Annotated in this window: 20 protein-coding genes; 16 read left to right on the forward strand and 4 right to left on the reverse strand. The window is 69.5% G+C overall.

Annotation, left to right across the window (positions count from 1 at the left end; all coding sequences use genetic code 11):
- Positions 1-133: 133 nt before the first annotated feature.
- Entirely contained in the window at positions 134-805 is a 672-nt protein-coding gene (locus ACZ7LS_RS19525; RefSeq protein WP_129772608.1) for a response regulator, read from the reverse strand.
- 98 nt (positions 806-903) lie between these two features.
- Positions 904-1,827 (reverse strand): RecB family exonuclease, encoded by a 924-nt coding sequence (locus tag ACZ7LS_RS19530; RefSeq protein ID WP_385137452.1) that lies wholly within the window; start codon positions 1,825-1,827, stop codon positions 904-906.
- A gap of 106 nt (positions 1,828-1,933) precedes the next feature.
- Between ACZ7LS_RS19530 and ACZ7LS_RS19535 the strand changes: the two genes are divergently transcribed.
- From ACZ7LS_RS19535 to ACZ7LS_RS19545, 3 genes are all read left to right on the forward strand, one after another.
- On the forward strand, positions 1,934-3,181 hold the full coding sequence (locus tag ACZ7LS_RS19535; protein ID WP_129772610.1) for a site-2 protease family protein: 1,248 nt from the start codon (positions 1,934-1,936) through the stop codon (positions 3,179-3,181).
- A 62-nt stretch (positions 3,182-3,243) separates the two neighbouring features.
- Positions 3,244-4,146 carry a tRNA (adenine-N1)-methyltransferase gene (locus tag ACZ7LS_RS19540; RefSeq protein ID WP_382877432.1) on the forward strand — a complete coding sequence of 301 codons (903 nt, stop codon included), beginning with the start codon at positions 3,244-3,246 and terminating at the stop codon, positions 4,144-4,146.
- 214 nt (positions 4,147-4,360) lie between these two features.
- On the forward strand, positions 4,361-4,954 hold the full coding sequence (locus ACZ7LS_RS19545; protein ID WP_385132992.1) for a hypothetical protein: 594 nt from the start codon (positions 4,361-4,363) through the stop codon (positions 4,952-4,954).
- Between the two features lie 44 nt (positions 4,955-4,998).
- On the opposite strand, the gene ACZ7LS_RS19550 is transcribed toward ACZ7LS_RS19545, so the two are convergent.
- Positions 4,999-5,319, reverse strand: coding sequence for a ferredoxin (locus ACZ7LS_RS19550; protein ID WP_382520061.1), 321 nt, complete (start codon positions 5,317-5,319; stop codon positions 4,999-5,001).
- 253 nt (positions 5,320-5,572) lie between these two features.
- Here ACZ7LS_RS19550 and arc point away from each other — a divergent pair, with 253 nt between their 5' ends.
- The 5 genes from arc (at position 5,573) to prcA (ending at position 11,391) form a co-directional block, all read left to right on the forward strand.
- Positions 5,573-7,339 (forward strand): proteasome ATPase, encoded by a 1,767-nt coding sequence (gene arc, locus ACZ7LS_RS19555; RefSeq protein ID WP_382520059.1) that lies wholly within the window; start codon positions 5,573-5,575, stop codon positions 7,337-7,339.
- A gap of 242 nt (positions 7,340-7,581) precedes the next feature.
- Entirely contained in the window at positions 7,582-9,093 is a 1,512-nt protein-coding gene (gene dop / locus ACZ7LS_RS19560; protein ID WP_382520057.1) for a depupylase/deamidase Dop, read from the forward strand.
- A gap of 134 nt (positions 9,094-9,227) precedes the next feature.
- Positions 9,228-9,446, forward strand: a complete 219-nt coding sequence (locus ACZ7LS_RS19565) for a ubiquitin-like protein Pup (RefSeq protein WP_030754525.1) — start codon at positions 9,228-9,230, stop codon at positions 9,444-9,446.
- Between the two features lie 143 nt (positions 9,447-9,589).
- Complete coding sequence (gene prcB, locus ACZ7LS_RS19570) at positions 9,590-10,435, forward strand: proteasome subunit beta (protein ID WP_382520055.1); 846 nt, start codon at positions 9,590-9,592, stop codon at positions 10,433-10,435.
- A gap of 53 nt (positions 10,436-10,488) precedes the next feature.
- A complete protein-coding gene (prcA, locus tag ACZ7LS_RS19575) occupies positions 10,489-11,391 on the forward strand; it encodes a proteasome subunit alpha (protein WP_382520053.1) in 903 nt (300 codons plus the stop codon).
- Positions 11,392-11,512: 121 nt separating this feature from the next.
- Here prcA and ACZ7LS_RS19580 read toward each other — a convergent pair whose 3' ends face one another.
- Positions 11,513-12,550 (reverse strand): LacI family DNA-binding transcriptional regulator, encoded by a 1,038-nt coding sequence (locus ACZ7LS_RS19580; RefSeq protein ID WP_382670368.1) that lies wholly within the window; start codon positions 12,548-12,550, stop codon positions 11,513-11,515.
- A 147-nt stretch (positions 12,551-12,697) separates the two neighbouring features.
- Here ACZ7LS_RS19580 and ACZ7LS_RS19585 point away from each other — a divergent pair, with 147 nt between their 5' ends.
- The 8 genes from ACZ7LS_RS19585 to ACZ7LS_RS19620 all read left to right on the forward strand — a co-directional run bounded on the left by ACZ7LS_RS19585 (position 12,698) and on the right by ACZ7LS_RS19620 (position 19,453).
- On the forward strand, positions 12,698-13,957 hold the full coding sequence (locus tag ACZ7LS_RS19585; RefSeq protein ID WP_385132997.1) for an MFS transporter: 1,260 nt from the start codon (positions 12,698-12,700) through the stop codon (positions 13,955-13,957).
- Between the two features lie 9 nt (positions 13,958-13,966).
- Positions 13,967-15,328, forward strand: a complete 1,362-nt coding sequence (pafA, locus tag ACZ7LS_RS19590; protein ID WP_030354603.1) for a Pup--protein ligase — start codon at positions 13,967-13,969, stop codon at positions 15,326-15,328.
- Between the two features lie 122 nt (positions 15,329-15,450).
- Positions 15,451-16,386 carry an FKBP-type peptidyl-prolyl cis-trans isomerase gene (locus tag ACZ7LS_RS19595; protein WP_382520047.1) on the forward strand — a complete coding sequence of 312 codons (936 nt, stop codon included), beginning with the start codon at positions 15,451-15,453 and terminating at the stop codon, positions 16,384-16,386.
- 42 nt (positions 16,387-16,428) lie between these two features.
- Positions 16,429-16,803 (forward strand): FKBP-type peptidyl-prolyl cis-trans isomerase, encoded by a 375-nt coding sequence (locus ACZ7LS_RS19600; RefSeq protein WP_129772618.1) that lies wholly within the window; start codon positions 16,429-16,431, stop codon positions 16,801-16,803.
- Positions 16,804-16,941: 138 nt separating this feature from the next.
- Positions 16,942-17,898 carry a helix-turn-helix transcriptional regulator gene (locus tag ACZ7LS_RS19605; RefSeq protein ID WP_382520045.1) on the forward strand — a complete coding sequence of 319 codons (957 nt, stop codon included), beginning with the start codon at positions 16,942-16,944 and terminating at the stop codon, positions 17,896-17,898.
- Between the two features lie 17 nt (positions 17,899-17,915).
- A complete protein-coding gene (locus tag ACZ7LS_RS19610; RefSeq protein WP_382520043.1) occupies positions 17,916-18,872 on the forward strand; it encodes a helix-turn-helix transcriptional regulator in 957 nt (318 codons plus the stop codon).
- A gap of 26 nt (positions 18,873-18,898) precedes the next feature.
- Positions 18,899-19,168, forward strand: coding sequence for a hypothetical protein (locus ACZ7LS_RS19615; RefSeq protein ID WP_382670357.1), 270 nt, complete (start codon positions 18,899-18,901; stop codon positions 19,166-19,168).
- An 87-nt stretch (positions 19,169-19,255) separates the two neighbouring features.
- A complete protein-coding gene (locus ACZ7LS_RS19620) occupies positions 19,256-19,453 on the forward strand; it encodes a hypothetical protein (protein ID WP_382520040.1) in 198 nt (65 codons plus the stop codon).
- Positions 19,454-19,515 lie beyond the last annotated feature (62 nt).

Raw genomic sequence — 19,515 nt, forward strand, 5'->3', positions numbered from 1 at the left:
GAAGTGCCCCTGTGTCGTGCCGCTCCCGGACCGCAGGAAGCCCTCCGCTCCCCCCGAACCCCCCGGAACAGCTTTCCGGCAGGGGGGACAAGCCCCACGCGCCCGGACAGGTTCCGGGCGGCGTCCGCCGTCCTCACTGGGCGCCGGGACGCACCAGCCCGCTCTCGTACGCGTACACCGCGGCCTGTACCCGGTCGCGCAGCCCCAGCTTGGTGAGCACATGGCCCACATGCGTCTTGACCGTGGTCTCGCTGACGAAGAGGTCCGCCGCGATCTCCGCGTTGGACAGCCCCCGGGCGACCAGCTTGAGCACCTCGACCTCGCGATCGGTCAGCGTGTGCAGCGTGTCGGGCACCGGCTCCTCGCCGGACGGCAGATGATCCGCGTACTTGTCGAGCAGCCGGCGCGTGATGCTCGGCGCCAGCATCGCCTCACCCGCCGCGACCACCCGGATCGCCTGGACCAGCTCATTGGCGGGCGCGTCCTTGAGCAGAAAGCCGCTCGCCCCCGCGCGCAGCGCCTCCACCACGTACTCGTCGAGATCGAAGGTCGTCAGGACCAGCACCTTCGCCGGACCGTCCCGGCCGGGGCCGGTGATCTGGCGGGTCGCCTCCACACCGTCCATCCGGGGCATCCGGATGTCCATCAGCACCACATCGGGCTGCAGCGCGCGGACCTGGTCGATGGCCTGGAGGCCGTCCCCGGCCTCGCCGACGACCGCGATGTCCTGCTCGGCCTCCAGGATCATCCGGAAGCCGGTGCGCAGCAGCGGCTGGTCGTCGACCAGCAGGACGCGGACAGTCACAGGGAACTCCTTCACTAGACCGGCCCCATTCTGCCCTGACCACCCCACCGCGACTCCGCCGGGCGCGGCGCGCGGCCCCGCCCCTCCGGACGTGCCGGCTACGCGCTCCCCGGCACCCCGACCGTCAGCGGATAGACGGGAGGCGTACCGCCGAATTCCGGGCAGACCGCCTGGTGGTCGCACCAGCCGCAGAGCTTCGTGGGACGCGGCCGCCAGTCGCCCGTCTCGGTGGCCAGCCTGATCGCCTCCCAGAGCGCGAGCAGCTTGCGCTCCACCCGCTCCAGATCGGCCAGCACCGGGTCGTAGGTGACGACCTCCCCGCTGCCCAGATACACCAGCTGGAGCCGGCGCGGCACCACCCGCTTCAGCCGCCAGACCACCAGCGCGTAGAACGACATCTGGAACCGCGCCCCGTCCGCGTACTCCGGACGGGGCGCCTTGCCCGTCTTGTAGTCGACGATCCGCACCTCGCCCGTGGGCGCCACGTCGACGCGGTCGATCACCCCGCGCAGCCGCAGCCCCGACTCCAGCTCCGTCTCCACGAACAGCTCCCGCTCGGCCGGCTCCAGCCGGGTCGGGTCCTCCAGCGAGAACCACCGCTCGACCAGCAGCTCCGCCTCCGCCAGCCAGCGCGCCAGCCGCTCGCCGTCCGCGTCCTCGGCGAACAGCCCCGCCAGCTCGGGACGCGACTCCAGCAGCCGGTCCCACTGGCCGGGGACCAGCGCCTTCGCCCGGGGCGCCGTACGCTCCACGGCCGGCGCGTCGAAGAGCCGCTCCAGCACGGCGTGCACGAGCGTGCCGCGGGTCGCCGCCTCGCTCGGCTTCTCCGGCAGTTTGTCGATCACCCGGAACCTGTACAGCAGCGGACACTGCATGAAGTCGCTCGCACGTGACGGCGACAGCGACATCGGCGGCCCGGCCGGAGACGCGGCGGACCGCTCGCCAGGAGACGCGGCGGACGGTCCGCCGGGAGGCACGGCGGGCGGCGGGCTCGGAGAAGTGGGCGGCAGGCTCGTACTCATGACGCAGACCCTATGACCCGACACCGACAGCGATCCGAATACCATCGACTACAGAGCCTCTCGCACCGCATGATCGAGCGAGCGACGCTGCCGACGAAGGGAACCCGTGAAAGAGGACGACGAGCGCGGCGAGAGCAAGCCGTCGCAGCCCGGCAAGGGGGATACGGGCCCCGGCGGCAAGCCACCGCGCCGTGAGGACCCAGGCGGTGGCATTCTCATGGGCCGCCCCTTCGGCGTGCCGGTCTACGTCGCCCCGAGCTGGTTCCTGGTGGCCGCGCTCATCACCTGGATCTTCGGAGGCCAACTGGAGCGAGTCCTCCCGCAACTGGGCGGCCTGCGCTATCTGCTGGCGCTCTTCTTCGCCGTCGCCTTCTACGCCTCCGTACTCGTCCATGAACTGGCCCACACCGTCGCCGCGCTCCGCTTCAAGCTGCCGGTGCGCCGGATCCAGCTCCAGTTCTTCGGCGGCGTCTCCGAGATCGAGAAGGAGTCCGAGACCCCTGGCCGTGAATTCATCCTGGCCTTCGTCGGGCCGCTGCTCTCGCTGGTGCTCTCCGGGATCTTCTACCTCGGCCTGCTGGCCGTCGAGCCCGGTACGGTCCCCGGCGTCCTGCTCGCGGGGCTGACGATCTCCAACCTGATCGTCGCCGCCTTCAACCTGCTCCCCGGCCTTCCGCTGGACGGCGGCCGGATGCTGCGCGCGGTCGTCTGGAAGATCACGGGCAAGCCCATGAGCGGCACCGTCGCCGCCGCCTGGGTCGGCAGGGCGCTCGCCGTCGCCGTCCTGATCGGCCTGCCGCTCCTCACCCGTACGGGCGCCCTGGGCACCTCCGCCAGGAACGTCAGCGGCATGGAGACCGTCACCGACGCGCTGCTCGCCGCCATCCTCGCCGCGATCATCTGGACCGGCGCCGGCAACAGCCTGCGGATGGCCAGGCTCCGTGAACACCTCCCCGAACTCCAGGCCCGCGCCCTCACCCGGCGCGCGGTCCCGGTCGAGTCCTCGACCCCGCTCTCCGAGGCACTGCGCCGGGCCAACGAGGCGGGCGCCCGCGCCCTCGTCGTCGTCGACGGCCAGGGCGATCCGACGGCCCTGGTCAGGGAGTCCGCGATCGTCGGCGTACCGCAGCACCGACGCCCCTGGGTCGCGGTCAGCGGCCTCGCCCAGGACCTCACGGAAGGCATGAAGGTCCCCGCGGACCTGGCGGGGGAGGCCCTGCTCGAACGGCTCAGGGCCAGCCCCGCGACGGAGTACCTGGTGCTGGAGGAGACGGGCGAGATCTACGGGGTCCTGTCCACCGCCGACGTCGAGCGCGCCTTTGTCGCGGCGATGGCCCGCCCGCAGGGGAAGTGAGCGCCGCCGGGGCCGCCCACCGGGCGAAACGAACCCCCGGAAAAAGCGGCTAAGCTTCAAACATGTCCGAACCGACCGGTGCCGCCCGACGTCGCGGCCCCTTCAAGGTCGGGGACCAGGTTCAGCTCACCGACCCCAAGGGACGCCACTACACCTTCACGCTCGAAGCCGGGAAGAATTTCCACACCCACAAAGGGTCCTTCCCGCACGACGAGCTGATCGGTGCTCCCGAGGGCAGTGTTGTCCGTACCACGGGAAACGTCGCCTATCTCGCGCTGCGCCCCCTGCTCCCCGACTATGTCCTGTCCATGCCCCGCGGCGCCGCGGTGGTCTACCCGAAGGACGCCGGCCAGATCCTGGCCTTCGCCGACATCTTTCCCGGCGCGCGCGTCGTCGAGGCGGGCGTGGGCTCCGGCTCGCTCAGCAGTTTCCTGCTGCGCGTCATCGGGGACCAGGGGATGCTGCACTCCTACGAGCGCCGGCAGGACTTCGCCGACATCGCCCGGCAGAACGTGGAGCGCTACTTCGGCGAGCCGCACCCCGCCTGGCAGCTGACGGTCGGTGACCTCCAGGACAACCTGTCCGACACGGACGTCGACCGCGTGATCCTCGACATGCTCGCCCCCTGGGAGTGCGTCGAGGCCGTCTCCAAGGCGCTCGTGCCCGGCGGCATCCTCTGCGCGTACGTCGCGACGACCACTCAACTCGCCCGTACCGTCGAGACGATCAGGGAGTTCGGTACGTTCAACGAGCCGGCCGCCTGGGAATCGATGATCCGCAACTGGCACGTCGAGGGCCTCGCCGTACGTCCGGACCACCGGATGATCGGCCACACCGGCTTCCTGGTGACCGCCCGTCGGCTCGCGGACGGCGTCGAGCCGCCGCTGCGCCGCCGCCGGCCCGCCAAGGGCGCGTACGGCGACGACTACGACGGTCCCAACAGCGGCAGCGGCTCGCGCGGCTGACCGGACTCACCCGCCGAGGCTCCTCGCCGCGGAGACCGTCAACACGGCGACAGCGCCGCCGAGTTCCCCGTCGAGAACGGGGAACTCGGCGGCGCTCTCTTTACGTTCGCCTTACGGACCCCGCTGTTCCGCCGCCCTGTGACGTGTGGCACGATGCTGTCTCCCTCCCCCCGTTGGGCATTCGCCGTCACCGCCTTCACAGGAGACACTCCGCGTGCAGCTCTCCGACGTCCCGGACCTCGCGCACACCCGCCCCCGCGCCGTGCACTGGCTCGCGACGGCCACCGCGATGGCCGCTGTCGTGGCCCTGGCGGGCCTGCTCCAGCCCGGCGCCGCCACGGCGTCCCAGTCGGGCTCGGGATCCCCGAAGGCCGCGGACCCGGGCCGGGCCCCGCTGCCCGCCCCCGACCCCGCCGGCGTGGACTTCCCGCTGGAGTGCGGGGGAGTGGGCACGACCGTCACGAAGAAGTCCTCGGGCGACCTCGACGGGGACGGCAACCCCGAGACCGTCGCGGTCGTACGCTGCGCGGCCGGCTCCGGCACCCCGCCCAACGGTGTGTACGTACTGACCAGGGCCGGCGGCGAGGGCGAGCGGGCCAGGATCGTGGCGACCCTGGTGGACCCCGGGGACAAGCTCACCGTCGGCCCCGACTTCGCGGTACGCGACGGGGAGATCGTCGCGACCCTGTTCGGCTATTCGGGCCCCGCGCTCCCCAGCTGCTGTCCCGATGAGGAACAGCGGGTCTCCTGGCGGTGGCAGAACGGTGCGTTCGTACGCGGTGAGCGTCCCGTCGCGCGGAGTGTGTGAAAGATCACCACGGATGGCGCCATGCGACGGGCCGTGACAGGGAGTTACGCCGCGTCGGGGCCGTAGACCTCGACCTGGTCCGTCACACGCCGTACATGGATGCAGTCACCAGGACACTCCTTGGCGGAATCCACCACGTCGCGCAGCAGCGGCAGCGGCACGCGCGTGGTCGCGCCCGGGGCCTGGAGCAGCTCGTCGTCGGGGCTCTTCACATAGGCCAGGCCGTCGATGTCCAGCTCGAACACCTCAGGGGCGTACTGCGCACAGATCCCGTCCCCGGTGCAGAGGTCCTGGTCGATCCAGACCTCCAGCGGCTCACCGCTCTCGGTGACACCTTCGGTGGGAGCCTCCTGCTGCACGGTCATCTCTCCTGACGTTTACTGCGCCGGGCAGCGCATTATGGAGTAAGTCGCGGCGGCCCTGACGGGTGTTGGACGCCTCGACGATACAACCGACAGCTTTCCGATGTTCCTGGGTGGGTATTCCCCTGGCGTGAGGGAGGGCGCAAGGGTGAAGATCGGACCTACCCCGACAGTCTTTGTGATCTAGGGGTTTCAATCATCACCCACCCAGGTAGGGTCAGGAAGCGTCCAGCTCCCCTTGGAGGAGGTGAGGACCGTGGCAGCCCACGACGACGACATCAACCGCGGCATCCGGCCCGGGCGGGGGTCCGAAGACCCAGCCGGCCAGGTTGCCTATCTCGAGCAGGAAATCGCCGTCCTGCGACGTAAGCTCGCCGACTCTCCGCGGCACACGAGGATTCTCGAAGAGCGGATCGTCGAGTTGCAGACGAATCTTGCGGGTGTGTCCGCACAGAACGAGCGGCTCGCCAATACGCTGCGTGAGGCCCGCGATCAGATCGTGGCCCTCAAGGAGGAGGTCGACCGGCTCGCGCAGCCGCCGGCCGGATTCGGTGTCTTTCTGCAGGCCAATGAGGACGGCACGGCCGATATCTTCACCGGGGGCCGCAAGCTCCGGGTGAATGTCAGCCCCGGCGTCGAGCTCGAAGAGCTACGGCGCGGCCAGGAAGTCATGCTCAACGAAGCGCTCAACGTGGTCGAGGCCATGGAGTTCGAGCGCGCCGGGGACATCGTCACCCTCAAGGAGATCCTTGAGGACGGCGAGCGCGCCCTGGTGATCGGGCACACCGACGAGGAACGGGTGGTGCGGCTCGCCGAGCCCCTGCTGGACATCACCGTCCGTCCCGGCGACGCCCTCCTGCTCGAACCCCGCTCCGGCTATGTCTACGAAGTGGTCCCCAAGAGCGAGGTCGAGGAGCTCGTCCTCGAAGAGGTTCCGGACGTCGACTACAACAAGATCGGCGGTCTGGGCGGCCAGATCGAGATGATCCGCGACGCGGTCGAGCTTCCGTACCTCCACCCGGACCTCTTCAAGGAGCACGAACTGCGACCGCCGAAGGGCATCCTGCTCTACGGCCCTCCCGGCTGCGGCAAGACACTGATCGCCAAGGCCGTGGCGAACTCCCTCGCCAAGAAGGTCGCCGAGGTGACCGGCCGGCCCGCGGGGAAGAGCTACTTCCTCAACATCAAGGGTCCCGAGCTCCTCAACAAGTACGTCGGTGAGACCGAGCGCCATATCCGCCTGGTCTTCCAGCGCGCCCGGGAGAAGGCGAGCGAGGGCACGCCCGTCATCGTCTTCTTCGACGAGATGGAGTCGCTCTTCCGCACCCGCGGATCCGGTGTCAGCTCGGACGTGGAGAACACCATCGTCCCCCAGCTGCTCGCCGAGATCGACGGTGTGGAGGGCCTGGAGAACGTCATCGTCATCGGTGCCTCCAACCGCGAGGACATGATCGACCCCGCGATCCTGCGGCCCGGCCGCCTCGATGTGAAGATCAAGATCGAGCGTCCGGACGCGGAGGCGGCGAAGGACATCTTCGCGAAGTACCTGACGCCCTCGCTGCCGCTGCACGTGGACGACGTCTCGGAGCACAACGGCTCCAAGGAGGCCGCGGCCCACGGGATGATCCAGTCCGTCGTGGAGCAGATGTACGCGGAATCCGAGGAGAACCGCTTCCTGGAGGTCACGTACGCGAACGGCGACAAGGAAGTCCTGTATTTCAAGGACTTCAACTCCGGCGCGATGATCCAGAACATTGTCGACCGGGCCAAGAAGATGGCCATCAAGGCATTCCTCGACCACGACCAGAAGGGCCTTCGGGTCTCCCATCTCCTCCAGGCTTGCGTGGATGAGTTCAAGGAGAACGAGGACCTGCCGAACACCACGAACCCGGACGACTGGGCCCGTATCTCCGGTAAGAAGGGTGAGCGGATCGTCTTCATCCGTACCCTGGTGACCGGAAAGCAGGGCGCGGACACCGGACGCTCCATCGACACGGTGGCGAACACCGGTCAGTACCTGTAGAGCGCGGCCCGGCTGCGGATGTCCGGAAGGGCATCCGCAGCCGGTTGCTTTCCACGTACCTTCCACCACACCAGGCCAATGACGGAAATGATCTCCCCACCGGCCCAGAGGCGTTCTAGGCTCTTTTCTACCGCCGCGTCGCGCAGTGCGGGGTCGGGCACCGCACACGCATACGCGACGGAGAGACAGCGGTACTTGAGCGGCGCTTCCGGAGGGGAGCGCCGCCGGGCAAGGAGGGCCGCATGACCGTACGGCGAGTAATGGGCATCGAGACGGAGTACGGCATCTCCGTTCCGGGTCACCCGAACGCCAATGCCATGCTCACCTCGTCCCAGATCGTCAACGCTTACGCGGCGGCGATGCACCGGGCACGGCGTGCCCGCTGGGATTTCGAGGAGGAGAATCCGCTGCGGGACGCCCGTGGCTTCGACCTCGCCCGCGAGACGGCCGATTCCAGCCAGCTCACCGACGAGGACATCGGGCTGGCCAATGTGATTCTCACGAATGGTGCACGGCTGTACGTCGACCACGCCCACCCCGAATACAGCTCTCCCGAGATCACCAATCCGCGCGACGCCGTTCTCTGGGACAAGGCGGGCGAGCGCATCATGGCCGAGGCCGCGGAACGCGCGGCACAGCTTCCGGGCGCCCAGCCGATCCATCTGTACAAGAACAACACCGACAACAAGGGCGCGTCCTACGGCACGCACGAGAACTATCTGATGAAGCGGGAAACCCCGTTCTCGGACATCGTTCGCCATCTGACGCCGTTCTTCGTCTCCCGGCAGGTCGTCACCGGTGCGGGCCGGGTCGGCATCGGCCAGGACGGGCATGAGCACGGCTTCCAGATCAGCCAGCGCGCGGACTATTTCGAGGTCGAGGTCGGCCTGGAGACCACACTCAAGCGCCCCATCATCAATACCCGCGACGAACCCCATTCCGACGCGGAGAAATACCGCCGGCTCCATGTGATCATCGGCGACGCGAATCTGTCGGAGATCTCGACCTATCTCAAGCTCGGCACGACCTCGCTCGTCCTCTCCATGATCGAGGACGGCTTCATCAACGTCGATCTCGCCGTCGACCAGCCGGTCCGTACGCTGCACCAGGTCTCACACGACCCCGGCCTCGGCCGGCTGGTCACGCTCCGCAGCGGACGGACACTCACCGCTGTCCAGCTCCAGATGGAGTACTACGAGCTGGCCAGGAAGTACGTGGAGGAGCGCTACGGCGTCGACGCGGACGAGCAGACCAAGGACGTCCTGGGCCGCTGGGAGGACACTCTCAACCGGCTGGAGAACGATCCGATGAGCCTGTCGGGAGAGCTCGACTGGATCACCAAGCGGGAGATCCTGGAGGGCTACCGGCGCCGGGACAACCTGGACTGGGACGCGGCCCGGCTGCATCTCGTGGACCTCCAGTACGCCGACGTACGCCCCGCCAAGGGCCTCTACAACCGTCTGGTGGCCCGCGGCAAGATGCGGCGGCTCCTGGACGACCAGGACGTCGAGCGGGCCAGGACGAAGCCTCCGGAGGACACCAGGGCGTATTTCCGGGGACGGTGCCTGGAGCAGTACGCGGACGACGTGGCGGCCGCCTCGTGGGATTCGGTCATCTTCGACCTGCCCGGCCGTGACTCGCTCCAGCGCGTGCCCACCCTGGAGCCGCTGCGGGGCACCCGGAACCACGTCAAGGAGCTGCTCGACCGGTGCCGTACGGCGGAGGAGCTGGTCCGGGTGCTGTCCGGAGGCTGAAACGGTCCCTGTCCGGGAATGATCGAGGTGGTACCCGGACGTTGTCAGAAGTGCGGGGCCGATGTCGGACCCTGCTTGTAGGGTCTGATCTTGTAGGTCACATCGAGCGGGGCGAACCGAGCGGGGTGAGGGTTATGGCGACCAAGGACACCGGCGGCGGACAGCAGAAGGCGACGCGTTCCACCGAGGAGACCGAGGAGCAGGCGCAGGAGGCGCAGGCGTCCGAGGACCTCAAGGAGCGCCAGGAGAAATTGTCCGATGACGTGGACTCCGTCCTGGACGAGATCGACGACGTCCTTGAGGAGAACGCCGAGGACTTCGTGCGCTCCTTCGTCCAAAAGGGCGGCCAGTAGCAGCGGTTGTCCGTCCCGGTGCGCCGGTGAAAGCCGGTCGCACCGGGACGGATGACACGCGGCGGCGCGGGTAAGGTCCGTGCACAGTTCTTAAGATCGGCCCGGCGCGAGCGGCGGGCCGCCGCCCATCCGGAAGGAAACGCGTGGAAGCCAACCCTCGTAACAACGGGCGTCTGCCGGCGGCCTTCCTGACGCCCGGCTCGTCCTCGTTCATGGACTTCCTGTCCCATCACTCGCCGGACATGCTGCCCGGCAAGCGTTCGCTGCCGCCCCTTCAGGGCGCCATCGAGGCGCCGCACGGGACGACGATCGTCGCGGTCAGCTTCCCCGGTGGTGTGGTGCTCGCCGGTGACCGGCGAGCGACGATGGGCAACATGATCGCCCAGCGCGACATCGAGAAGGTCTTCCCGGCCGACGAGTACTCGGCCGTCGGCATCGCGGGCACCGCGGGTCTCGCCGTGGAGATGGTCAAGCTCTTCCAGCTGGAGCTGGAGCACTTCGAGAAGGTCGAAGGAGCGCAGCTCTCCCTGGAGGGCAAGGCCAACCGGCTCTCCACGATGATCCGCAGCAATCTGGCCATGGCCATGCAGGGCCTGGCCGTGGTCCCGCTCTTCGCGGGCTGGGACGTGGACCGCGAGAAGGGCCGCATCTTCTCGTACGACGTGACGGGCGGCCGTTCCGAGGAGGTGGGCTACGCGTCCACCGGCTCCGGCTCGATCTTCGCCCGTGGCGCGATGAAGAAGCTCTACCGCGAGGATCTGACCGAGGACCAGGCCACCACCCTGGTCATCCAGGCGCTCTACGACGCCGCGGACGACGACTCGGCGACGGGCGGCCCCGATGTGGCCCGCCGGATCTATCCCATCGTCACCGTCATCACCGAACAGGGCTTCCGGAAGCTGACCGACGAGGAATCCGCCGAGATCGCCCGCTCGATCCTGGAGCGCCGGCTGGAGCAGCCCGACGGCCCGCGCGCCGCGCTGCTCTGACGCCGCTCTCCTTCTGAATAAACATGCCACTGACAGAAAGGGACGGATAGCCGGTGTCGACGCCGTTCTATGTCTCACCCCAGCAGGCCATGGCCGACCGGGCGGAATACGCCCGCAAGGGCATCGCCCGCGGTCGCAGCCTGGTCGTGCTGCAGTACGCCGACGGCATTGTCTTCGTCGGCGAGAACCCGTCCCGCGCACTTCACAAGTTCAGCGAGATCTACGACCGGATCGGCTTCGCGGCCGCCGGCAAGTACAACGAGTACGAGAATCTGCGCATCGGCGGGGTGCGCTACGCGGATCTGCGCGGATACACCTACGACCGCGATGATGTGACCGCCCGCGGTCTCGCGAATGTCTACGCCCAGACGCTCGGCACGATCTTCTCCAGCGCCGGTGAGAAGCCGTACGAGGTGGAGCTGGTGGTCGCCGAGGTGGGCGCCACCCCGGACGGCGACCAGATCTACCGGCTGCCGCACGACGGCTCGATCGTGGACGAGCACGGCTCGGTCGCGGTCGGCGGCAGCTCGGAGCAGATCAGCTCCTATCTGGACCAGCGGCACCGCGACGGCATGTCGCTCGCCGAGGCCCTGAAGCTGGCCGTCCAGGCGCTCTCCAGGGACACCAACGGCGGCGAGCGGGAGATCCCCGCCGAGCGGCTGGAGGTGGCGGTCCTGGACCGTACGCGACCGCAGCAGCGCAAGTTCAAGCGGATCGTCGGCCGCCAGCTCTCCCGGCTGCTGCAGGCGGACGGCGCGGCCTCCACGCCGACGGACGCCCCCTCGGACACGGAGGAGCCGGACGGCGCCACGCCCGCCCCGGCCGAGACGCCCTCGGAGGCCCCCGAGGCGTCGGAGACCACGGAGAAGCCGGAATCCACGGGACCTGAGGGCGCCGGGGGCAAGGACAGCGGCAAGCCGGACGGGAAGGACAAGGACAAGGACGCCGGCGAGTAGTCCGGCGGAAACGTCTCACCATGCCCCGGCGCGCTCGTACGCGCCGGGGCGTCGTCCTGTCGCGGCCCGGTGTCGCCGCGCGTGCCCCCGGTCGTGTCAGGGCACGGGTCGTACGGGCGGCTCAGGGCACGGGTCGTACGGGCGGCGGGGGCGCCGTGGAGTCCCGGACCACCAGCGAGACCGGGAGGTCGCCGGTCTCCGGCCGGCGGCCGTCCAGGACCGCGAGCAGGGCCGACATCCCGCGCTCGCCCACCCGTTCGGCGGGCAGCCGTACCGTCGTCAGCTCCGGCTCGACCGCCGTCGCCAGCGCCAGATCGTCGAAGCCGCTGACCGAGATGTCCTCCGGCACCCGCAGGCCGAGCCGCCGTACGGCCTTGCAGGCGCCCGCGGCCAGGATGTCGTCGTCGCACACCAGCGCCGTCGGCCGGGGCCCTGGGCGGGCGAGAGCGCGCTCGGTGGCCTCCCGCGCGGCGCCCACCTCCAGCGGCGCCGAGACCGTGCTCAGGACCGCGCCCGGCACGCCCCGTACCGTCTCGGCCAGTGCCGCGGCCCGTACGTCGAAGGTCCAGGAGGCGACGGCGGAGGAGAGATGGACCAGGCGCCGGTGGCCGAGGTCCAGCAGATGCCCGGCGATCCGCCGCATGCCGTCGGCGATGTCGAGATTCACCCGAGCGGCGGCTCCGGGCGCCGCCGGATCGCTGTCGAGCATCACCAGCGGCAGGTCCGCGCCGTCCGAGCCGCGGATGGCGTCCAGCGCGCCGGTCGCCATCGAGGAGGCGATCACGCCGTCCAGCGCGGCCCGTGCGGAGGCGAAGGGGTCCTTGGCGGGGCCGACCCCGGCGGGTGACGGGTAGAGGACGACTCCGAAGCCGTGCTCCGCGGCGACCCCGGCCGCTCCCGTGTAGACGCGGGCGAAGAACTCGTTGGTGAGCGCGGGAACGACGAGGAGTGCCGTTCTGGTGGTGCCGAGCCGCAGATTGCGGGCCGCGAGGTTGGGCCGGTAGCCCAGGGCGCGCGCGGCGTCCCGCACCAGCCCTGCGGTCCGCTCCGAGACCCTGCCCCGCCACTTGTCGCCGAGGACGAGGGAGACCGTCGCCTGGGACACACCCGCTGCGCGGGCCACGTCCTTGCTGGTGGGCCTCGCGGACTGCTCTGTCATGACTGCCGTTCTCCGTCGCGCGGTGAGAATCGCGGTGGACCCGCGGACTGCGCACATGGTACGTATGGCGCCGCACGTTATACGTAAAACCCCGGACGGGACCAGACGGCGCGGCCCGGGGACGAGCCAACGGAAAGAGGGGGCGACATGGCCACGGGGTATCTGGACATCCTCAAGGCGCCGCACGCCGCACGGCTGCTCACCGGCACGCTGGTGGGCAGGCTGCCGAACGCCACGGGCCATATCGCGATCGTCCTGTTCATCCGGGCCGAGGGTGGCGGCTACACCCTGGCGGGGGTGTTCGTGGCGCTCTACGGCATCGCCACGGCCATCGGCCAGCCGCTGCTCGGCCGGGCCGTGGACCTCTTCGGACAGCCCCGTGTGCAGCTCCCGGCGGCGCTGGTCTCGGGCCTCGGCATGGTGCTCTTCGCGGCCGCGGGAACGGACGCGCCGCTCCTCGCGTACCCGGCCGTGGTGATCGCGGGCCTCTTCACCCCGCCACTGGAGGGCGGCCTCAGGGCACTGTGGCCGAGCGTGCTGGGCAGCGAGGACCGGGTGCACCGGGCATACGCCATGGACGCGGTGGCCCAGGAGGTCATGTTCACGGTCGGCCCGCTCTTCGTCACCCTGCTGGTCGCGCTCTGGTCCCCGGGCGCCGCGCTGCTCGTCATCAACGCCGTCGGCGTACTCGGCGCGCTCTCCGTCGTCCTGTCCGAGCCCTCCAGGGCCTGGCGCTCCGCGCCCCGTGAGGCGCACTGGCTCGGCGCACTGCGCTCGCCGGGGCTGCTCGCCCTGCTCGGCGCGTTCCTCTTCATCGGCATGGCCCTCGGCTCCATCACCGTCGCGGGCGTCGCCTACGCCGACGACCACGGCGACGACTCCGTGTACGGCTGGCTGATGGCCGCCCTCGGTCTCGGCGCGCTGATCGGCGGCGCGGCGTACGGAGCGCGGCAGTGGGCCGGAGTCCCCGAGCGCCGGCTGCGGGGCATCGTCGCCCTGCTGGCCCTCTGCTACCTCCCGCTGACGCTCACCCCCGGGGTGGTCGCGATGACCGCGCTGTCCGCCCTCGCGGGAGTCTTCCTGGCGCCCGCGCTGGCCTGCGCCTTCATCGTCGTCGACCGGCACGCCCCGCGAGGCACGGTCACCGAGGCGTTCTCCTGGCTCGTCACCACGTTCGGCGTCGGCACCGCGCTCGGCACCGGCGCCGCCGGACCCGCCGTGGAGGCCGGCGGTACCGTGGCGGGCTTCGCCGTGGCGGGGGGAGGGGGTTTCGCCGCGCTCCTGGTACTCCTGGCCACCCAGCGGGTCCTCAAGGCTCCCACCGCCCCTTCGGATGCCACCATCCGGACGGAAAATGATCGAAGCGGTGCGGCCCAACCCGGTTTCAGCTCTGGTCATCAGGCGTAATGTTCAGACATGGACCGCCGCATTTTCGGGCTGGAGAACGAGTACGGCGTCACGTGCACGTTCAGGGGACAGCGCCGACTGTCACCTGACGAAGTGGCGCGCTACCTCTTCCGCCGTGTTGTCTCATGGGGCCGCAGCAGCAATGTCTTCCTGCGGAACGGCGCCCGCCTCTACCTCGACGTGGGTTCGCATCCGGAATACGCAACTCCCGAATGCGACAACATCTCCGAGCTGGTCACGCACGACAAGGCGGGCGAGCGCATTCTGGAGGGGCTGCTCGTCGACGCCGAACGCCGCCTGCACGAGGAGGGAATCGCGGGCGACGTCTATCTCTTCAAGAACAACACCGATTCCGCCGGAAACTCCTACGGCTGCCACGAGAACTATCTCGTCGCCCGCCACGGGGAGTTCTCCCGGCTCGCGGACATCCTCATCCCCTTCCTCGTCACCCGTCAGCTGCTCTGCGGCGCCGGCAAGGTGCTCCAGACCCCGCGGGGCGCGGTCTACTGCGTCAGCCAGCGCGCCGAGCACATCTGGGAGGGCGTCAGCTCCGCCACCACCCGCTCCCGTCCGATCATCAACACCCGTGACGAACCGCACGCGGACGCGGAGCGCTACCGCCGGCTCCATGTCATCGTCGGCGACTCGAACATGTCCGAGACGACCATGCTGCTCAAGGTCGGCGCCACCGATCTCGTCCTGCGCATGATCGAGGCGGGCACGGTGATGCGCGATCTCACCCTGGAGAACCCGATCCGGGCCATCCGCGAGGTCAGCCACGACCTCACCGGCCAGCGCAAGGTGCGCCTGGCGAGCGGCCGCGAGGCCTCCGCCCTGGAGGTCCAGCGCGAGTACTACGAGAAAGCCGTCGACTTCGTGGAGCGCCGGGGCATCCGCACCGGCACCGTCGACCAGGTCCTGGAGCTCTGGGGCCGCACGCTCGACGCGATCGAGGCGGAGGATCTCGACCGTATCGGCACGGAGATCGACTGGGTCATGAAGTACCAGCTCATCGAGCGGTACCGAGCGAAGCACAATATGACGATGTCGCATCCGAGGGTCGCTCAGATAGACCTCGCCTATCACGACATCCACCGCCGCCGCGGTCTCTACTACCTGCTGGAGAAGAAGGGCCAGGCCGCCCGCATCTGCAACGACATGAAGATCTTCGAGGGCAAGTCGGTGCCCCCGCAGACCACCAGGGCACGACTGCGCGGCGACTTCATCCGCCGGGCGCAGGAGCAGCGCAGGGACTTCACCGTCGACTGGGTGCATCTCAAGCTCAATGACCAGGCACAGCGCACGGTGCTCTGCAAAGACCCGTTCCGTTCGGTGGACGAACGGGTGGAGAAACTGATCGCCGGTATGTGAGCGGGCCGGGGACACACGCATTGGTGGAATGTGCGGAGGGCCTCGTACGTATCGCGTACGGGGCCCTCGGCACGCCTTAGAGTGGCGGGCAACTACTGTGCCGTCTGAGATCTGAGGAACACGTGCGCCGACTTGCCGGCCTCATCGTCGTCCCGTTGCTGCTGTTGTCGACAGCGGCCTGTGGCAGCGATGGAGGCTCCGACTCCACCCCGTCCAAGAACGGACTCCCCGCGATCAGCTCGGGTGCCAAGTTCGGTCAGAAGCCGACCCTTGAGAAGGGGGAGGGCACGCCGCCCAAGGAGCTGAAGGTCGATGTCCTCAGCAAGGGCGACGGAGCGACGGTCAAAAAGGGCGATGCGATCCAGGTCAACTATCTGGGCCAGAGCTGGGACTCCGACAAGCCGTTCGACAACAGCTTCGACCGGAAGCAGCCGTTCGATCTGACCGTCGGGGCCGGCATGGTCATCAAGGGCTGGGACCAGGGTCTGGAAGGCCAGAAGGTCGGCAGCCGCGTCGAGCTGGGCATCCCGCCGGAGCTCGGCTACGGCGCCCAGGGCCAGGGCGACATCAAGCCCAACTCCACGCTCGTCTTCGTCGTCGACATCCTGAAGGCCACCCAGGTCCCCGTCTCCGCCAAGGGGACCGCGGTCGCGCAGGACAACATCGACCTGCCCAAGGTCGGGACGAACGACGATGGCAAGGAGCCGACCGTCACCGTCCCGAAGAGCGCCCCGCCCAAGAAGCTGGTCTCCAACTACGTGCTGGAGAGCGACGGCGAGGCCGTCAAGGACTCGGACACCGTCGTGCTGAACTACGCCGCGTACATCTGGAAGGACCGCAAGCAGTTCGACAGCACGTACAAGACCGGCCGCACGCAGACCTTCCCGCTGCCGCAGCTCACGCTGAAGGGCCTCAAGACGGGCATCGTCGGCAAGAAGGTGGGCAGCAGGGTCCTCATCGTGATCCCGCCGGACCAGGCCTTCGGCAACCAGGAGCAGCAGGGCATCCCGAAGGACTCCACGCTGGTCTTCGCGGTGGACATCCTGGCGAAGGTGTAAGACTGTCCCGGTTGCCCGTTCATCATTTAGAGGAGCAGTTCAGTGAGCATCGAGAAGCCCGAGGTCGACTTCCCGGGTGGCGAGCCGCCGGCCGATCTGGAGATCAAGGACATCATCGAAGGCGATGGTGCGGTGGCCAAGGCGGGCGACTCCGTGTCCGTCCACTACGTGGGCGTCGCGTTCTCCACCGGTGAGGAGTTCGACTCCTCCTGGAACCGCGGTACCCCGCTCCAGTTCCAGCTCGGCGCCGGCCAGGTCATCAAGGGCTGGGACGAGGGCGTGCAGGGCATGAAGGTCGGCGGCCGTCGCCAGCTGATCATCCCCTCGCACCTGGCGTACGGCGAGCGCGGCGCCGGCGGCGGCCGTATCGCCCCCGGTGAGGCGCTGATCTTCGTCTGCGACCTGGTCGCTGTCTGATCACATCCGGACACCCGAGGGCCCATGCTGTCCGGCATGGGCCCTCGGCTTTTACCGCGACACCCCGGGGCGGTACGGTCAGCGGGGTGAGCGCGGCACGATCACAGCGCGGCATGATCAAAGGGGTGCGAGGCGTCGATGGCCATTGCCAAGGCCGAGCGGTTGATGAATCTGGCGCTGTGTCTGCTCGGGACCCGGCGTCCACTCAGCAAGCGTGAGCTGCGGGGCTCCATCGAGGCCTATCTGGAGGCCGGTACCGACGACTCGTTCAACCGGATGTTCGAGCGCGACAAGGACGATCTGCGCGAACTCGGCCTGGTCATCGAGACGGTGGAGAACCTCGACGGCGACACCGGCTATCTCGCCCGCCGCGACAGCAACCGGCTGCCCGCCATCACCCTCGACGCCGAGGAGGCCGCCGCCCTCGGTCTCGCCGCCAAGGTCTGGCAGCAGGCGCGGCTGGCGGGCGCGGCGAGCGGCGCCCTGCAGAAGCTGCGCGCCGCCGGGATGCCGGAGGCCGAGGACGCGTACGAGGCGCACCACGGCGCGCTCGAACCCCGTATCCCCGTCCACGAGGCCGCCTTCGAACCGCTGATGCTCGCCTGCCGGGACCGGCGTCCCGTCGCCTTCGACTACCGCAAGGCCAACGCCGCCCGCCCGGAGCAGCGGCAGGTCGAGCCATGGACGCTGGAGTGCTGGCGCGGCCACTGGTATCTGGCCGGCTGGGACCGGGACCGCGGCGCCGAGCGGGTCTTCCGGCTCTCCCGGATCACCGGCCGGGTCCGCGCCCGTACGGGCGTCTTCAGCGCGCCCGTACCGGACGTCGTCACCGTACGGGAGACCGTGGAGAGCTGGGCGGGGGAGACCGCGACCCGCTCCGCGCTGATCAAGCTCCGCTCCGGGTGCGGCTATCCGCTGCGCGCCAAGGCGCTGTCGTCACGGGAACTGGGCGACGGCTGGGATGAGCTGGAGGTCCCGTACGGACACGGGCTGGACGCCTGGCTGGTGGAGTTCGGCCCGGACGTGGTCGTACTGGAGCCCGCGGACCTGCGGGCCGATGTCCTGGACCGGCTGCGCGCCGTGGCCAAGGGCTGAGGGGGACGCGGACAACCATGGCAGCCAACGCCATCGACCAGACCCGGCGGATGCTCTCGCTGGTGACCTATCTGCGGGAGCGCCCCGGCGCGCATGTCAGCGATGTCGCCCGCGCCTTCGGCATCACCGAGGACGAGCTGATCTCCGACCTCGATGTGCTGCCCATGTGCGGCACCAGCTTCCGCGGCGGCGATCTGCTCGACATCGACACCGACGGCGACCGCATCTGGTGGCACAACCCGGACGATGTCGCGGAGCCGCTGCGGCTCGCCGCCGACGAGGCGACGGCGCTGCTCGTCGCCGCCCGCGCCGTCGCCACCCTGCCGGGGCTGCGCGAGGGCGACCGGCAGGCGCTGCTGCGCGCCACCGCCAAGCTGGAGACCGCCGCCGGTGAGGCCGCGGGTGCCAGCTCCCGGCTCTCGGTGACCTTCGAGTCCGAGGGCGGGGTGTTCGCCGAGGTCGACCGGGCCATCTCGGAGCGCCGCCGGCTGTGGCTGCGCTACTACTCCCCGGCGCGTGACGAGCTGACGGAGCGCGAGGTCGACCCGATCCGGCTGTTCGCCGTGGGACACACCTACATGGAGGCCTGGTGCCGGCTCTCCGAGGCGCGGCGTACGTTCCGCCTCGACCGGGTCGCCGAGATCAAGCTGCTCGACGCGCCGGCCGCGCCTCCGGAGCTGGAGCTGAGGGATCTGTCGGAAGGGCTGGTGCAGCCCTCGGCCGAGGACCCCGAGGTGGTGATCGAGGTCGGTCCCGGCGGCCGGTGGGTGGCGGAGTACTACCCGCACGACAGCGCGGTCGAACTCTCCGACGGCGGGCTGCGCATCACGCTGCGCACCCCCGCCCCCGCCTCGCTCAGACGGCTGGCCCTGCGGCTCGGCGGCGACGGACGGATCGTCTCCCCGCCGGAGCTGGCGGACAGCGCGCGGCTGGCGGCGGGCGAAGCGCTCGCGGCCTACGACGAGCACCGGTGAACGGCTGAGGACGAGGACAAGGAGAAATGCGCGCAATGTCGACCATAGCTGGGCTGTCCGGACTTTCGGCCGTCGCTCCGGTTCTCTTCAAAGCGGCCTGTCCCGAGTGCCGCGCCCGCTTCGAACTCTCCGCCGGCGCCCTGCGGCTGGCGATCGGCGCCAGCGCGAAGACCACCTTCTACTCCTTCACCTGTCCCGAGTGCGAGGCCATGGTGCGCAAGCCCGCGGGGGAGCGCATCGTGGAGCTCCTCACCGGCGGCGGGGTACGTACTCTGCGCCTCCACTCCGCCCCCTGAACCACCCCGCCGAACCCACCTCCACTCCACTGAAACCACTCCTCCACTCCACTGAAACCCCTCCCTGGAACGGTCTAGGCTCTGCCCATGTTCTGGCCCATGCTCGCCATCGCCCTGGGTTTCTGCGGTATCGCCGTGCTCGGCGTCCTGGCCGTCCGCGTCTTCGTGGAAGCCCAGCGGCTCGGCCGGCAGGTCGCCGCCACCACGGAGACGATCAACCGGGCCGCCGAGGATCTGGAGCGCGCGGCCACCCGGCTGGCCGCCACAGGTGAAACGTTGAGGTAGCGACGCCCCCTGCTCACCAGCGAAAGAGCGGGGTACGCTGCTGAGCGTGGCCCCGGCAGCGA

This window comes from Streptomyces sp. NPDC039430 (assembly GCF_055639435.1).

Bases quoted from the DNA above. Each gene is read 5' to 3' on its own strand.
- ACZ7LS_RS19530 (WP_385137452.1), bottom strand. From the start codon at position 1,827: ATGAGTACGAGCCTGCCGCCCACTTCTCCGAGCCCGCCGCCCGCCGTG.
- ACZ7LS_RS19540 (WP_382877432.1), top strand. From the start codon at position 3,244: ATGTCCGAACCGACCGGTGCCGCCCGACGTCGCGGCCCCTTCAAGGTC.
- ACZ7LS_RS19550 (WP_382520061.1), bottom strand. From the start codon at position 5,319: ATGACCGTGCAGCAGGAGGCTCCCACCGAAGGTGTCACCGAGAGCGGT.
- dop (WP_382520057.1), top strand. From the start codon at position 7,582: ATGACCGTACGGCGAGTAATGGGCATCGAGACGGAGTACGGCATCTCC.
- ACZ7LS_RS19565 (WP_030754525.1), top strand. From the start codon at position 9,228: ATGGCGACCAAGGACACCGGCGGCGGACAGCAGAAGGCGACGCGTTCC.
- ACZ7LS_RS19580 (WP_382670368.1), bottom strand. From the start codon at position 12,550: ATGACAGAGCAGTCCGCGAGGCCCACCAGCAAGGACGTGGCCCGCGCA.
- ACZ7LS_RS19585 (WP_385132997.1), top strand. From the start codon at position 12,698: ATGGCCACGGGGTATCTGGACATCCTCAAGGCGCCGCACGCCGCACGG.
- pafA (WP_030354603.1), top strand. From the start codon at position 13,967: ATGGACCGCCGCATTTTCGGGCTGGAGAACGAGTACGGCGTCACGTGC.
- ACZ7LS_RS19605 (WP_382520045.1), top strand. From the start codon at position 16,942: ATGGCCATTGCCAAGGCCGAGCGGTTGATGAATCTGGCGCTGTGTCTG.
- ACZ7LS_RS19610 (WP_382520043.1), top strand. From the start codon at position 17,916: ATGGCAGCCAACGCCATCGACCAGACCCGGCGGATGCTCTCGCTGGTG.
- ACZ7LS_RS19615 (WP_382670357.1), top strand. From the start codon at position 18,899: ATGCGCGCAATGTCGACCATAGCTGGGCTGTCCGGACTTTCGGCCGTC.
- ACZ7LS_RS19620 (WP_382520040.1), top strand. From the start codon at position 19,256: ATGTTCTGGCCCATGCTCGCCATCGCCCTGGGTTTCTGCGGTATCGCC.